Annotated in this window: 12 protein-coding genes and 3 tRNA genes; 3 read left to right on the plus strand and 12 right to left on the minus strand. The window is 36.3% G+C overall.

Annotated features, from left to right (window positions below; translation table 11 throughout):
- Nucleotides 1–143 precede the first annotated feature (143 nt).
- Together WD055_04455 and WD055_04460 are read right to left on the minus strand one after the other, a co-directional pair.
- Nucleotides 144–725, minus strand: a complete 582-nt coding sequence (locus WD055_04455) for a hypothetical protein (GenBank protein ID MEX0849457.1) — start codon at nt 723–725, stop codon at nt 144–146.
- Nucleotides 726–976: 251 nt separating this feature from the next.
- A tRNA-His gene (locus tag WD055_04460) sits at nt 977–1052 on the minus strand.
- A gap of 104 nt (nt 1053–1156) precedes the next feature.
- On the opposite strand from WD055_04460, the gene WD055_04465 reads away from it, so the two are divergent.
- The 3 genes from WD055_04465 (at nt 1157) to WD055_04475 (ending at nt 5869) form a co-directional block, all read left to right on the plus strand.
- Nucleotides 1157–2200, plus strand: a complete 1044-nt coding sequence (locus WD055_04465; GenBank protein MEX0849458.1) for a hypothetical protein — start codon at nt 1157–1159, stop codon at nt 2198–2200.
- A gap of 143 nt (nt 2201–2343) precedes the next feature.
- Nucleotides 2344–4911, plus strand: coding sequence for an excinuclease ABC subunit UvrA (gene uvrA / locus WD055_04470; protein ID MEX0849459.1), 2568 nt, complete (start codon nt 2344–2346; stop codon nt 4909–4911).
- A 157-nt stretch (nt 4912–5068) separates the two neighbouring features.
- Nucleotides 5069–5869 (plus strand): CPBP family intramembrane glutamic endopeptidase, encoded by an 801-nt coding sequence (locus WD055_04475; GenBank protein MEX0849460.1) that lies wholly within the window; start codon nt 5069–5071, stop codon nt 5867–5869.
- Nucleotides 5870–6147: 278 nt separating this feature from the next.
- Here the strand turns inward: WD055_04475 and WD055_04480 are convergent.
- The 10 genes from WD055_04480 to serS all read right to left on the minus strand — a co-directional run bounded on the left by WD055_04480 (nt 6148) and on the right by serS (nt 14527).
- Nucleotides 6148–6224: transfer RNA gene (locus WD055_04480), tRNA-Met, on the minus strand.
- A gap of 30 nt (nt 6225–6254) precedes the next feature.
- Complete coding sequence (gene secD, locus WD055_04485; protein MEX0849461.1) at nt 6255–7844, minus strand: protein translocase subunit SecD; 1590 nt, start codon at nt 7842–7844, stop codon at nt 6255–6257.
- Between the two features lie 256 nt (nt 7845–8100).
- Nucleotides 8101–8186: transfer RNA gene (locus WD055_04490), tRNA-Leu, on the minus strand.
- Nucleotides 8187–8378: 192 nt separating this feature from the next.
- Nucleotides 8379–9701 (minus strand): hypothetical protein, encoded by a 1323-nt coding sequence (locus tag WD055_04495; GenBank protein ID MEX0849462.1) that lies wholly within the window; start codon nt 9699–9701, stop codon nt 8379–8381.
- A 25-nt stretch (nt 9702–9726) separates the two neighbouring features.
- Entirely contained in the window at nt 9727–10188 is a 462-nt protein-coding gene (locus WD055_04500) for a pyridoxamine 5'-phosphate oxidase family protein (protein MEX0849463.1), read from the minus strand.
- An 83-nt stretch (nt 10189–10271) separates the two neighbouring features.
- Nucleotides 10272–11402 (minus strand): radical SAM family heme chaperone HemW, encoded by a 1131-nt coding sequence (hemW, locus tag WD055_04505; GenBank protein MEX0849464.1) that lies wholly within the window; start codon nt 11400–11402, stop codon nt 10272–10274.
- A 93-nt stretch (nt 11403–11495) separates the two neighbouring features.
- Nucleotides 11496–11726 carry a hypothetical protein gene (locus WD055_04510; protein ID MEX0849465.1) on the minus strand — a complete coding sequence of 77 codons (231 nt, stop codon included), beginning with the start codon at nt 11724–11726 and terminating at the stop codon, nt 11496–11498.
- Nucleotides 11727–12269 (minus strand): hypothetical protein, encoded by a 543-nt coding sequence (locus WD055_04515; protein MEX0849466.1) that lies wholly within the window; start codon nt 12267–12269, stop codon nt 11727–11729. It abuts the gene before it with no gap.
- A 142-nt stretch (nt 12270–12411) separates the two neighbouring features.
- The gene (locus WD055_04520; GenBank protein ID MEX0849467.1) at nt 12412–13278 is read right to left on the minus strand and encodes a DUF58 domain-containing protein; all 867 of its coding nucleotides are present in this window, start codon (nt 13276–13278) and stop codon (nt 12412–12414) included.
- Nucleotides 13279–13291: 13 nt separating this feature from the next.
- Nucleotides 13292–14527: a serine--tRNA ligase gene (gene serS / locus WD055_04525; protein MEX0849468.1), complete on the minus strand. Its 1236-nt coding sequence runs from the start codon at nt 14525–14527 to the stop codon at nt 13292–13294.
- Nucleotides 14528–14532: the final 5 nt, after the last annotated feature.

Below are 14532 nucleotides of genomic sequence, written 5' to 3' on the forward strand. Positions count from 1 at the left end.
ACTCACAACCCCTCGCTCCCAAAGCGAGTGCGCTACCAATTGCGCCACATCCCGAACCTGAATTTTATTATATTCTAAGAATGTAGAATAAAACGAATTCGTTAGTAAAGATATCCTTTTTTTACCCCTTTTGCAACCTTTTTTTAGGCTAATTGAGCAACTACATCCTGATCATTCATATCTTGATCTTTAACCTTAATAGAAACAGGTTCAAATTGAGCCGTAATTATATCAATATTCCCAAACAGTACATTCACCTGAATAGTGACAATAGGATCTTCATGTTCAGCATTTTTATACACATTACGCCCAAAAGAAAGCAATGTTTCATCAGGCAGTGCTGCACGTGAAAAGAGCGCATTCACCTTCACTTTTGTAGCAATTGCAGGATTAATAAGAACCGTTTGCGAACCAAATACCGTATTTATAGTTATATCTGTTGGCTCAACAAATGCCATATGCGACAGATCAACCGTTGAAGAGCCAAAAGCAACATTATAGGTTGAAATATCAGCATGGCCTTTCACTAAACTTGTACCAAAAACAACCGTTTTTTTATCCGGTTTTTCAGTGAATGGATCCATCATAATACTCAAACCTAAATAAACAAATACGCAACCAAAAAATGGCCGTATCAACGGAATGGTAATATTAAGAATTGATTTCAATAAAAGTGATAAACCTAGCAATACTAAAATAGCGCCCCAAATCAAACTTGGATTCATGACGATCACTTACGAGTTAGATTAAACATAATGCTCAGACCCAACAGAATCAAGAAAAAGCCCAACATAATCTCAAAAGGAATAGCAATCCCATATAACTTATTTAAAATCATAGATAGACCAACCATCACTAAACCTAGTCCCCAGACCATATTTGAAAGCATACATATCCTTTAAAAGCTAACTGTTCAGAAAAATACAGCTCTAAGTCTAACAAAAATAAGTAGGTTTTGAATGAAAAGATAGAAATATGGGGTGAGTGGTGGGTCTCGAACCCACGACCCTCAGAACCACAATCTGATGCTCTACCAACTGAGCTACACCCACCATGATTTTCTATATGCACCTAAGTATACGAATTTTCAGATAAAATGCAATATCTATTGTATAAAATCGAATATATTTTTCATCATCCACATCACGATATATCCATGCTGATAGTAAAAAATCATGAAAATGATATTCTTGCATGTGACAACAACAAAAAAATCAACATTACAATGGAACAGCATATGCATGCATCAAAACTACACATTACACTTTTAACCTTATTGACCATCAACTTATTCAGTTATAGCAATGATGATACAAGTAAGCCGTTACCTAAGGAATTTCTTACTATATGCAAACAATTACAAGAAGATATCGGCATTGCTGATCGCGACATCACTTTCAGCATGAAGCCAATTCCAAAAGAAATGGGCGTTAAAGCATATGCGATTCATAATAAGAATATCGTTTTTGATGAAAATTGGTTAACCGGTCTTTACAATACTCAATACGGTTCAAGGTCATATTGGTATTGGTGCATGTATTTTATGCCATATCATCGGATCGATAGCCATAGATTTAAACAAACAGCACTTCATGAGCTGCATCACATAAAATATAATCATTGCTTAAGCAAACAAAGATATCTAATGCACAGCTTTAAACGCAATATAGCTATTGTAAAAAAAGAGCATGCCAATACAAGTGGTGCAATTGCATTATTGGCAGCTCTTTCAGGAAAACATTTAAAGAAACCGCATGCACTTTATGGACAAATGATCGCCTTGTATTCAGCGCTCTTCTACTTTGGATATTATGCAAATCTCGGAACATTAGCCTATTGCAATGCAATTAATCGAGCAGAAAAAATGGAAGCTGATCTTGGAGCTTATTATCATCAAGCCAAAAAAAGTGGATTAATATTTGTTGAAAATATAGGAAATACAATAACAACACACCCTACTACCGATGATTCACTTCAGTATACAACGCATCTTGCTCATAAATTAAAACATGATTCGACCATTGATGAATCAATTATACAAAGTCTTAAATTAAAGTATTTAATGGAGCAATTTGTATCATTCAAATTAGTAAAAGAACCTTCGCCATTATCAATGCCCAAAATTACTGACTACAATTTTTGGGGTGCCGGCTATATGATTACTGTTGATATGCCAGACGAACCTGTCTCATCAGAGTAATCCTCTCATTATTCAGCTTACGAAAACTCCATCTTCTCCTGGGTATCCTTATAGTACAATTCAAATATTTATGTTAATATATAAGTTACTATAAAAGCATAAATAGGTAAAAAAGCTAAATTTAAAGCGAAGGTAGATAAAAAATGAAAACAAAACAATCAGATCGCAATTGGATCAAAATAAAAGGTGCGCGAGAACATAACCTAAAAAATATAGATGTCGCGATTCCAAAAGATACCCTCACTATCATTACGGGTCCGTCAGGCTCCGGCAAAAGTTCATTAGCATTAGATATTCTTTTCACCGAAGGTAAACGACGGTATATGGAATCACTTTCATCATATGCGCGCCAATTTTTAGGGGTAGCTAAAAAACCTGATGTAGATTCGATTGAAGGATTATGCCCTTCAATTGCAATTGAACAAAAAACAGTCGGACACAATCCACGATCTACCGTTGGAACCATCACAGAACTATATGATTATTTACGTGTGCTTTATGCCCGTATTGGAACCATACATTGCCCAAATTGCCATGCAAAAATTCATGCCGAATCACCTGAACATATCACCTCAATGATTTTAAACTCTTTTGATCAACAAACCATTTTACTTGCAGCTCCATTAGCGCATGAAAAAAAAGGCTCATTTGAAAAAGAGCTACAAGATTTATTTGCAAAAGGGTATTACCGTTTTATCATCGATGGAAAACAGTATCGATTTAAATCAGAAGAAGAAATCCAACAGTTAAAACTAAAAAAAACGTTCAAACACACCATTGATATTCTTCTGGATGCAATTGAAATCAGCAAAGATGAACAATCACGCGTGCAAGAAGCAATTGAAAAAGCATTCAATCTAACCAAAGGTATGTGTAAACTTATTATTGGAGATCAAAGCTATAGCTATTCATCTGAACGCATGTGTATCGATTGCGCTGAATCAATACCTGAACTTGAACCCCGTGCATTCTCTTTCAACTCTCCCATTGGCGCATGTGACGATTGTCATGGTATTGGCTTCATTCATGAATGGCCATGGGGTGACAATGATAAAGATGCATGGAAAGAAAGATACCCTGACTTTTTTGCCGATAAATATGCAAAAGAAATTACTTGCACAAGCTGTATGGGAAGACGACTCAACAAGTATGCGCTTGCAGTCACGATTGGAGAACAAAACATTTATGACATCTGCAATATTTCAATAAAAGAACTTTTAGCATTCTTTAAAAACTTAACACTTGAAACAACAAAACAAGAAATTGCCGGTGGACTAATCAAAGAGATTACCAATCGAGTAAGATTCTTGAATGATGTGGGTCTTTCTTATTTATCACTCAATCGTACCGCACGCACTTTATCCGGCGGTGAAGGTCAACGCATTCGTTTGGCAACACAAATTGGATCTGCATTAAGTGGTGTACTGTATGTCCTTGATGAACCAAGTATTGGACTGCATCAACGCGACAACGATCGTTTAATTGACACACTCAAAGCATTACGCGATCAAGGAAACACTGTTGTGGTGGTTGAGCATGACATTGACACCATGAAACAATCTGATTACATCATCGATATGGGCCCTGCAGCCGGCGTACTCGGTGGAAACATTACCGCAGTCGGTAAACCGCAAGATATTCAAAAAAATAGCAATTCATTAAGTGGCGCATATTTAAGCGGCAAAAAACAGATCGCATTACCTGATGTCACTCGCAAACCAACTGGACACCTACAGCTTACACATGCAACAAAAAACAATTTAAAAAATATCGAAACAAGATTCCCTCTTGGTGTTTTTTGTGGCATCTCAGGCGTTTCAGGATCAGGAAAAAGTACACTGATTATGCAAGAGTTGGTGCCACAATTAAAACGTGAACTCAATACAATAAAAACAAATAAAAATGATACCGATCTTATTGGTGCAGAACAAATTGAAAACATGGTGGTCATTGATCAAAGCCCAATCGGCAGAACACCTCGATCTAATCCCGTAACCTATTTAGGTATTTTTGATAGCATTCGCATGTTGTTTGCATCATTACCTGAAAGTAAAATTCGTGGTTATAAAGTTGGACGCTTTAGTTTTAATGTGCCATCGGGTAGATGTTTTGAATGCAATGGTGATGGCCAAATCAAAGTTACCATGCATTTTTTGCCTGAAGTAACCATGCTATGCAAAACATGTAAAGGTAAACGGTACAACCGTGAAACATTACAAATTACCTTCAAAGAAAAAAACATTGCAGATGTTTTACAAATGACTACATATGAAGCATTGCAATTCTTTGAATCTCATCAACGCATCGCTAAACGCCTTAAATTATTATGTGATGTTGGACTTGATTATCTCAAACTTGGTCAACCTTCAACCACCTTATCCGGCGGTGAAGCACAACGCATTAAACTGGTCAATGAACTAGCAAAACGTGGTAACAATACATTATATATTCTTGATGAGCCCACTACCGGTTTACACAATCATGACATAGCAAAACTACTACAAGTGCTCAATACATTAGTTGACAAAGGCAACTCTATGATCGTTATCGAACATAATATTGATGTATTAAAAACAGTTGATTGGTTAATTGACCTTGGCCCTGAAGGCGGGGATGAAGGCGGTTTTATTGTTGCACAAGGCACACCGAAACAAGTAAGTGAAAGCAAACAAAGTCATACAGCACGCTACTTAAAGCAATATTTTGCCTAAAGCAATGAGTTGGTTATATATAACCTGAAAAAACTCTGATTGTAACCTTGCCCACCTATCCTTACCATATTGCATATACAACCTTGCATATATAAAAAAAAATGATATAATTACTATTAGAATAATTCTTATTTTTTTTAAGTAAAAAGAGGTTAAAATGAAAAAACCATTGTTTTTATTAGCTATAATGTTCGTCTATACTAATGCATATTCTGCTTCAGGTGAAAATACATTAGAGAAAAACTGGATGCAAAAGGCAGGAACCTTTTGCGCCAAACATCCAATAGATATCGCCCTTGGCGCTTTTGCATTAGCAGCAGGCTCTTACGCGCTTGCATCACCATCCTCTGCTGTTGAAAAATTAGAAAAACTTTCCAACTATAGACTAATTCTCAACGCCTCAGCCTTTGCCGGAGGCTGCTATTCACTCGGCTTTATCACGAATGCAATGTTAGGACAGGAGCATCGACTACCATCTGTTAGCGAAACTATAAAAAAAGATCTGCTTGGTTCTCAACAAGCTATAGGAAAAACTCACCAAAAGCCAAGTGTTCTTACCAGCCTTGGCCATGCCGGTCGGTTTGCTTTATACAATATGGCTTTGCATGCAGGATTAACAGGATTAACACCTGCTCTCTTTCATGAGCAAAATGAATCAGCGAGTAAACAGATCTGCCTAAGAATATCGCCAATAAAGTTCATATTGCTGGCCCCTTTGATAGAGGAAATAATATTTACCTATGTACCACACATAATTTGCAGGAACACTATAAACAAAAAATATGCTCAATTTGTTATGCCATTTGTTTTTGGCTTAGGGCATATCCAATATAACTATATAGGCATGCTGAGCTGCGCTTGCACAAATTTTTTAAATCATCGAAGCTTAATTGCACATCCTGAACATGCTGCAACGCCTTATCTGAACCATGCTATAAACAACGCTCTGGCATTGTGATACCATGTTGAAGTCTTAAGTAAAACCTTATTTTTGAGGATAAGTATACTTTGAACTGCGCGCAACTTAACAAAAGTTACTATAAGATAGCTATTTTCACAATTACGTTGCAGAAAACAAATTATTGCGCACTATTCTAGAACATGCAAAAAGCCAAGGTTTATACACCTTGGCTTTTTTTAAATTTACATATCATAAGCGTCCTTCGAAAAAGCAAAATCATTACCCTAAACGAAAAAGACTGGCCTGCCAGACGAAGTTCCGTTAGGAACGAAGACTGGTAGCGGCGCAGGGACTTGAACCCCGGACCTATGGATTATGATTCCATCGCTCTAACCACCTGAGCTACGCCGCCAAAAAATTTCTTAGATAGTTATAGTATACACTAAATACTTAGTTTTTGAAGCTTAAAATTACTTAAAATAAAGGTAAATATAGACCTTAGGAAAAACAAGCCGGTAATCAATGTTGAAATAATACCGATCATCATAGTAACTGCAAATCCTTGGATTGGACCTGTACCAAATTTATACAATACTATACCAACAATAAAGGTAGTAATGTTACCATCTAAAATAACCCACTGTGCATTTGAAAATCCTTGTTGAACTGCAGTTTTTATTGGCATACCTTTTGCAAGCTCTTCTTTTATTCTTTCGTAGATCAAAATTGATGCATCAATTGCCATACCGATAGTCAACACCATACCCGCAATGCCAGGTAATGTTAAGGTAGCACCAAAACGTGCCAAACCAAACAGAATAAGAATCAGATTATACACCAATGCCAAGAATGCAAAGACACCGGAAACTTTGTAATAAAAAACACCGAAAATAAATACCAACCCTAAACCAACTAGACATGACATCAAGCCACGATTAATTGATTCTTGTCCTAATGATGGACCAACTTGACGTTCTTCTTCAAAAGTTAATGGAGCTACAAATGAACCTGATTTTAATAGCAGCGCAAGCTCTTTGGCTTCGTTAGCATCAAAGTTACCGGTAATTCTACCCTCGTTTCTAATACTGCTGCTAATACGTGGAGCTGTGATTACAACGCCATCAAGAACAATTGCTAAATTTTTTCCATGATTTCTGCTGGTTAATTCATAAAATTTATTTCCGCCTTCAGGATTCCAACGGAAAGAAACTATCCATTGACGCTCGTCTAATGAACCTTTTGCATCCGCAAGCAATCTTCCAGTCAATTCAGAATAACGTGGAACTAAATAATAACCGGTAACTTCACCTTGTACCATACGGCCAGGTACAATTTCCATATCAGATGGAATTTCACCATCAAGTTCATATAAAATATCTTCTTCTGTTCGTCCGTTGGCTTCTACTAATTTAAATTCCAATACTGCAGCTTTACCAATCATAGCTTTAGCTTTTTGTGGATCGGAAATATCTGGAAGTTCTACAATAATATTACGCTCACCTTGTTGTGAAATCGGCGTTTCAGATACACCTAATTTATCAATACGTGTTCTGATCACTTCAATATTACGCTCAACAGCATCACGCTTAACACGCAATTCTTCTGCTGGATTATAACGAATAATAACACTAGCAGCTTCAGTTTTCACTACTAAATCGCGACGATATTGTTCTTGAATAAAGGTAGCAATCTGTTGCGCAACCATTGGAGACTCATAAGAAAAAATAAGTTTGTATGAACTTACTTTTCCACCCTCTTGCTCAGTTACTATAACCGGCGCAATTTCGGTTGAAACTTGTACCGGATAATTTGCAGCTGCAGTCTGTTTTTTTAATGTTTGCATCAATTCTAGCAATCGCGCTTCTATAGCTTTTTCTGCTTGAACTTCTAAAGTAATATAAGTACCACCTACAAGATCAATCCCAAAGCGTAAACTTTCACGCAAAGGATGCAAATAATATAAACAAAAACCTGCTAACGCCACCCAGAAAAAAAGCGTTGATCCAAAAATTTTTTGCGCTGTGGTATTCATACAAAAACTCCTTAAAAGATATTATTTTTTCACTCTCTATATTTTTTCCTGCTTCTTGTTTCTTTACAAACGAGAAAACTATTTTCTATTCATATCATAAAAAATAGCCCTTCCTACAAAGAACAAACAAACAAAAAATTGGCCTCTACTTTGCTCTTCGAACTTCGAGGAACAGACTTGCCAGGCGAAGCTTATCGAGTCGGCCGTGTCCGGCATAGCCATAGGCGACGACGGAAAAACCCGGATAAACGAAGACTGGTGCCGAGGAGGGGACTCGAACCCCTACAGGATTTCTCCCACAAGTCCCTTAAACTTGCGTGTCTACCATTTCACCACCTCGGCATCAACAAATATACGCAAAAATGTATCACAATTCCGTATAATTGGCAACTGAAATTTAGCTATATTATTTGGTTTTGCACATTATTATTCTTTTGTCTTAAACTTCTCTACTCATTTGATTTCTATTTTAAAAAAAGAGGGTCAATTAACTAAAGTTAATCGACCCTCTTATAATCTATGATCTTGGCTATATTACCAGCTAAACCATCCCGTAATTTTTTGCCACAACCAAGTTGACCAACCTATTTCTTGTTCAGGCTGTTCATCATATGATTCATCTTCATCATCATCTTGATCAACAATATCTCTTTTTGGCTCAATGCGTTTTTTTATTTCAATGCCTTTTTCTTCCAAAGTGCCTACTGCCTCAGAAATGCTTTGCACATTCTCAATAGACAATGATGCAAGCTTAATGAAATGTTGCGCAAATGGCCCTTCAATATAATTCGCAATCTCTTTTACATTCCGCCAAAGTGTTGCGATTGTATAATAATGTTCACGAGCTTTTTTGTCATTCAACTCTTCAGCAATTCCATTCAACAATTGCCACGATTCACGCTCATAAGAACGTGCTAAATTAATCTGTTCCATCAGTTTGTTCAACGCCTCATCAAGGCTAGCATCAAGTTGCTGGATGCTCATAACTGATTCATTTACTTTTTCCAATACAGACTTTTCTTCAATTAACGTATTGAACATCTCCAGTTCATCAGGTTCAAGAATACCATCTTGTTCTCTTTCTGACTTAAGAATATCAAGAAGATGAGATATAGATTCACGTAGTGCACCTTGATCTAAACCAATATTAACGTAAAATGGATCCAATACATTACGATCAAGCTTTACTCGCTCAGTAAAAAAATGCATTCGCGACTCGACAATCTTATCTACTCGATCACGAATTTTACCAAACAATTCTTTACTTTTTTCCCACCAAATACGCTTAAATAACCAATTACCTTCAGGCTCATTAATATCAACAGTGTCTATTCCAATAATCTCTTCTTCTTGAACTTCTGCGACCGGTTCATCTTGCTTAATTGAATCACTTGGAACCTCTTTCGACATTTCATCAGGCACCGGTTGCTCTATACTTTCTGATAAAACATCACCTTCAGGCCCTCGTTGCTCAACTTCAGCTTGTTCTGTGTCACTTGAATCATCTTGCTGGGATTCAGAGCTATCAGCTGAATCTTCAACTACAGTATCTTCAGCTACTTGTTGTTGATCTTCAGTCTGTTCTGTGTCACTTGACTCATCTTGTTGAAATTCAGAACTATCAATTGGATCTTCAGTCTTATCATCTTTAAGCACTTGTTGTTCAACTTTCTGTTCTGTCTTATTAGATTCATCTTGCGAGGACTCAGATTCATTCAACGAATCTTCAATTACATTATCTTCAGGAGCTTGTTGTTCAGTCTGTTCTAGTTGATCTGCAAGTTCGTCTTGAGTAATTGTAGTGTGACTATGCACACAAAGAAAAAAACAAAACAAATATATGAATAAGTAGAACATACAAACTCCCTTTTGTATTTTAACGTTATAACGTTTGCGCAAGCTCTTTTAGCTCATCAAGCAAACCTTTTGAAAGCTCTTCAGCTTCCCATGAAGTATAACTCCAACGAACACCACTATCAACTTTTGTTAATACAGAACGATCACTTTTAATATCTATAATATCGATACGCACAATATTCATCAATGGATGTATATTTGATGGTGCACGAACAACACCTGCACGCCCTAATACACTATAAGCAACATTATTTGCGTCCAAAAAACAAATCATAACTTTTTTTTGCCAAACCATGTTATGATAACCAGTATGATCTTTATGAATCGAAATTAAAATACTTTCAAGCCCCTTTGGATAAATTGACTGAAGTGGTGTAGTATGTGGCAAACCTTTTTCTGAAAATGTTGCCAAAACACCTACCGTCTCACCTTTTTTTAAAACTTCAACTAAATCTTCTGGTAATTTTACACCTACATGCTTTGCCATATGAATAACCCTAGTTTAAATAATTATTTTTAGATAACACATCTTTATGCATCAAAGATGCATTATATTCCCATCCACCAATACTATAGAGATAATTGCGTTATAATTTCTTGTTCAACGGCAAGTCCTCTTACCGTCAACTTTAGCCTGCCATTCTCTTCTTTAAGTAACTCTCTAGAACACAAATCCGAAATCAGCTTATGTGCTTCCATATGTTTTTGTGACGGAATATGCGTGAAATAAAAATCACGGGACACCCCTTTCACCTGACGAAAGCCAAGCATGAAATGTTCTAATGCAGCCTGATCATCTGTGAGTGTTTCACTAAATTCTATAAGATCTTCCCCCTTGCCGATTCCTTTCATATAGAGCATTAAATTTTTCTTATTTCTATATCTTTTATTTTCATCAAATGACCATGCTCCCACACCAAAACCTTTGTATGGTTTCCGATCCCAATACGCTTTATTGTGTCGCGACTGAAAACCTGGCTTTGCAAAGCTTGAAACCTCATACTGTTCAATCCCATGATCCTGTAAAAAATCCACCGTCCAACAATATAAATCCGCTAATCGACTATCAGATGGCAATTGCACACTTTTCTTTTGCACACGATAATACAGCGGAGTAAATTCATGTACCATCAAAAAATAGACCGATACATGTTTTATTGGCCATTGCACCACCTTGCGCAACTGCTCTTTCCACTCATCATCCGTTACACCCGGCAAACCTAAAATAAAATCTACTGAAACATTTTCAAATCTGTCTTTCGCCAACTCCAATACCGTACAGACATCCTCATTGGTCTGTAATCTATTTACATTTTTTAAAACTTGCTCATTCAAACTCTGAACACCAATACTTAATCTATTGATACCCATGTCCTTCCATAATGCAAGCTGTTTTGCTGTTGCTGTCCCCGGATTCACCTCAAAGGTAATTTCTGTTTTTTCGTTAAAATTTGATACTTTTTCTAGTATACCAAACGTGTCAAGTAGTAAATCATCCGGATAGGTACTTGGCGTTCCACCACCAAAGTAAATAGTCTCCAATTGAGGTCTTTGATTACATGAGTCACCATACATCAATAGCTCTTTACAAAGGGCATCATGATATGGCTTAAGAAATGAGTCATTCTTTAAATACGCCACAAATGGACAAAAATGACATCTATATGGACAAAACGGCCAATGAATATAAAATGATTGCATAGGAAATAATCGAGTCTTTTTAAGTGAATTAAAATGATATAAGTCTTAAGTATACGCGATTATAGAGCAACTGCCAAGGACAGCTGCAACCTATCAATCTCTCACAAATAGCTTTCGATAAGCTCCAGGTTTGCGAATCATTTCAGCAAATGTTTCATCATCCAATGCATCAATAATTTCTTGGGGCATTTTTTCAGATTCAGGTTTTTTTGTATGTTGAGTAACTTGAAAAGATTCGCCTGCTAGAGCCTCTTGTTGCTTTGTAGTATCAGAATCACTCGCACAACAAATTTGCGTCAATACTAATAAATAGAGATATTTCATTCATACATCCTTTTTATGTTTTTTTTCATTCAACTCTTTATGCGTTTTAGCAAAATCAAAAGCAAATTGCCAGTCATCTTGCATCTGTTGTGCAAGTGCATCTTGATTTGCAAATTTAATTAATTCACCGGCAGAAAAAATTGCTTCCAGTTTTTTTTTCTGCTCTTCAAACAGATCAATAGTATCAACATACACAATCATTTGTTGATCGGTATAACTACACACATCTTTTTTATAATGATAACTCACAAACTGTTTTAATATGCTCGTTAACTTAGCATAAAAAGAACTGCTCTGTGCAATAGATAACAGACCATTCTTTTTTAACTGTTCCAAATCATACAACGCTTGTTGCCAACCGGAACGCTTCTTTTTTTTTGACCGCATAAACTTCATCAAGCAAAAAACGGCTCCTACAAAAAAAACCGATGCTAACAGTATCATTAAAATAATAAACCATAATTTTTGCCAAAACGGCACATGCCACAATCCATAATTATCAAATAGTTGTAACTGTTCTGTTTCTGGAGTTGGTATATTCATATATGCTCCAATAAGCTTATCAACATAACTTTAATTTGTTCTAAGTTTTAATTATTTTCTTCTGTTCGGTCATATTATCGAATAAAAAAACAATTTGCAAAATAAATTCCTTAGACCAAATATTCGCTAGTATAAGTATTCGTCAATACAACATACGCTTTTTGAAGAAACGAACCATCTCTTGTATGTATGGCTGAGCAATTTTAACTTCAAGCAAATCAATACCATACGTACTAAATATTCGATTTTGATTTAAAAGGCGTTCATGACAAAATCTGTTTACACGCGCTTTTTTCGATCCTAAATTTACAATAGTCATAACACCTGTTTCATCGTCTACCATGGGTAAAAAACCAACACGAGGCATTTCACGTTCATTTTTGTCCAAACAACGTACGGCAATAAGCTCATATCTCTTTGCAACAATACTCAGTGCTTTTTCAAATGAAGGACTAATAAAATCAGAAATCAGAAATACAACCGCATCTTTTATGCGAAATTTTGCTACATATTCAAGCGCAGTAGTAACAGAAGTTTTCTTTCGTTTTGGTGCATAACTAAATAATTGTTCAAGCAGATAACGTACATGTTTTTGACCGCTATTTGGAGGAATGAACAACTCAACTTCATCTGAAAAAAGTAATAACCCAATACGATCTTTTGCCATTTCACCGGCTAATGCAATAACTGCAGCGACCTCCTGCATAACTTGATATTTTGTTTTCACACCGGAACTGAAAAAACTGGAACCGGAAATATCCACCGCTAAAACAATACTGCGACTACGCTCTTCAATATATTGACGTATCATCAATTTATCCATACGAGCAGAACTCTTCCAATCGATATATCTTACATCATCACCTTGTTGATACTCACGAATTTGATCAAATTCAAGCCCTGAACCTTTAACTGCTGAGCTACTTTGACCAACTAATGAACCGCGCAACAATCGCTTAGTATGAATCTCAATTTGACGAATACGCTTGCGAACATCTTTGCTTACCATAAACAACTCTCAATTAAAAAAATGACTGCTCTTTTAGAATTTCAGGAATCGCAATAGTGCCATCTTCTTGTTGATAGGTTTCCATTATTGCAACCATTAATCGTGGCAATGCCAATGAAGATGCATTTAATGTATGCACCAATGTCGGTTTACTTCCTGCGCTTTTACGATAGCGAATTTTGCCACGTCGTGCTTGAAAGTCAGTGCAATTACTACAAGATGAAACCTCATAATACTCTTTTTGTCCCGGCAACCAAACTTCAATATCATATGTTTTTGCCGATGGAAATGAGCAATCTTGCGCAGCTAATAAACTTACCCGATAATGCAAACCGAGCTTTTGTAAAATTTCTTCTGCACATGTCAACATACGCTCCTGTTCTTTATCTGCTTTTTCCGGTTCAGCAATAGTATACAGTTCAATTTTTTCAAATTGATGGATACGAATAAGGCCTCGTTCTTGTGCGCCATAGCCACCGGCTTCACGTCTAAAACAACTGGTCCAAGATGTCATGCGCACCGGCAACTGCTCTACTGATAAAATTTGATCTTTATATAGGTTAGTTAAATTAACTTCAGCAGTTGGTGTCAAAAAAAGGTTATCTTCACCAATCTCATAAACTTGATCTCTAAATTTAGGGAAATTACTTGCAACTTCAAGAGCTGACTCATTAACTAAATATGATGGCAAAATAGGTTCATAACCATGTTTCATATTGTGCTTATACATGAAACTTGCAAGTGAATAGATCAAGCGAACGGCATCACCTTTATATAAAGGGAAATTACTTCCACTCATACGCGCTGAAGCTTCAAAATCAAACCAACCCAACTTGTTGCCCAAATCAAGATGATTTTGCACTTGAAAATCATAATGTGGTTTTTCACCAACCATTTTGACCACTTTATTTGCTTCTTTATTTCCTTCAGGAATGTCATTAAAAGGTAAATTTGGAGCAAACATCCAATGTCTTTTAAATTCCGGTTCAATCACATCTAATTGGGCCTGTTTTTCTTTAAGCTCTTTGCCCACTGCAATAGACTGTTCACGAATTTCCGGCGTGACACCGGACTTAGCTTGTTGAGCTAATTCATTTTTTTTCTGGCATAACGATTCAATTTCAAGACGCAAAGAACTAACCTGTTTATCTAATTCATATAATCTTTGTGCATCAAAATCGGGATCTTTCTTTTGAAGTAATGCAACTGTTTTTTCAGGTTCTTTACGCAGCAAACTTAAATCTATCATATTGT

This window comes from Candidatus Dependentiae bacterium (assembly GCA_040878395.1).
In the GTDB taxonomy this organism is placed as follows: domain Bacteria; phylum Babelota; class Babeliae; order Babelales; family Vermiphilaceae; genus JAKBEL01.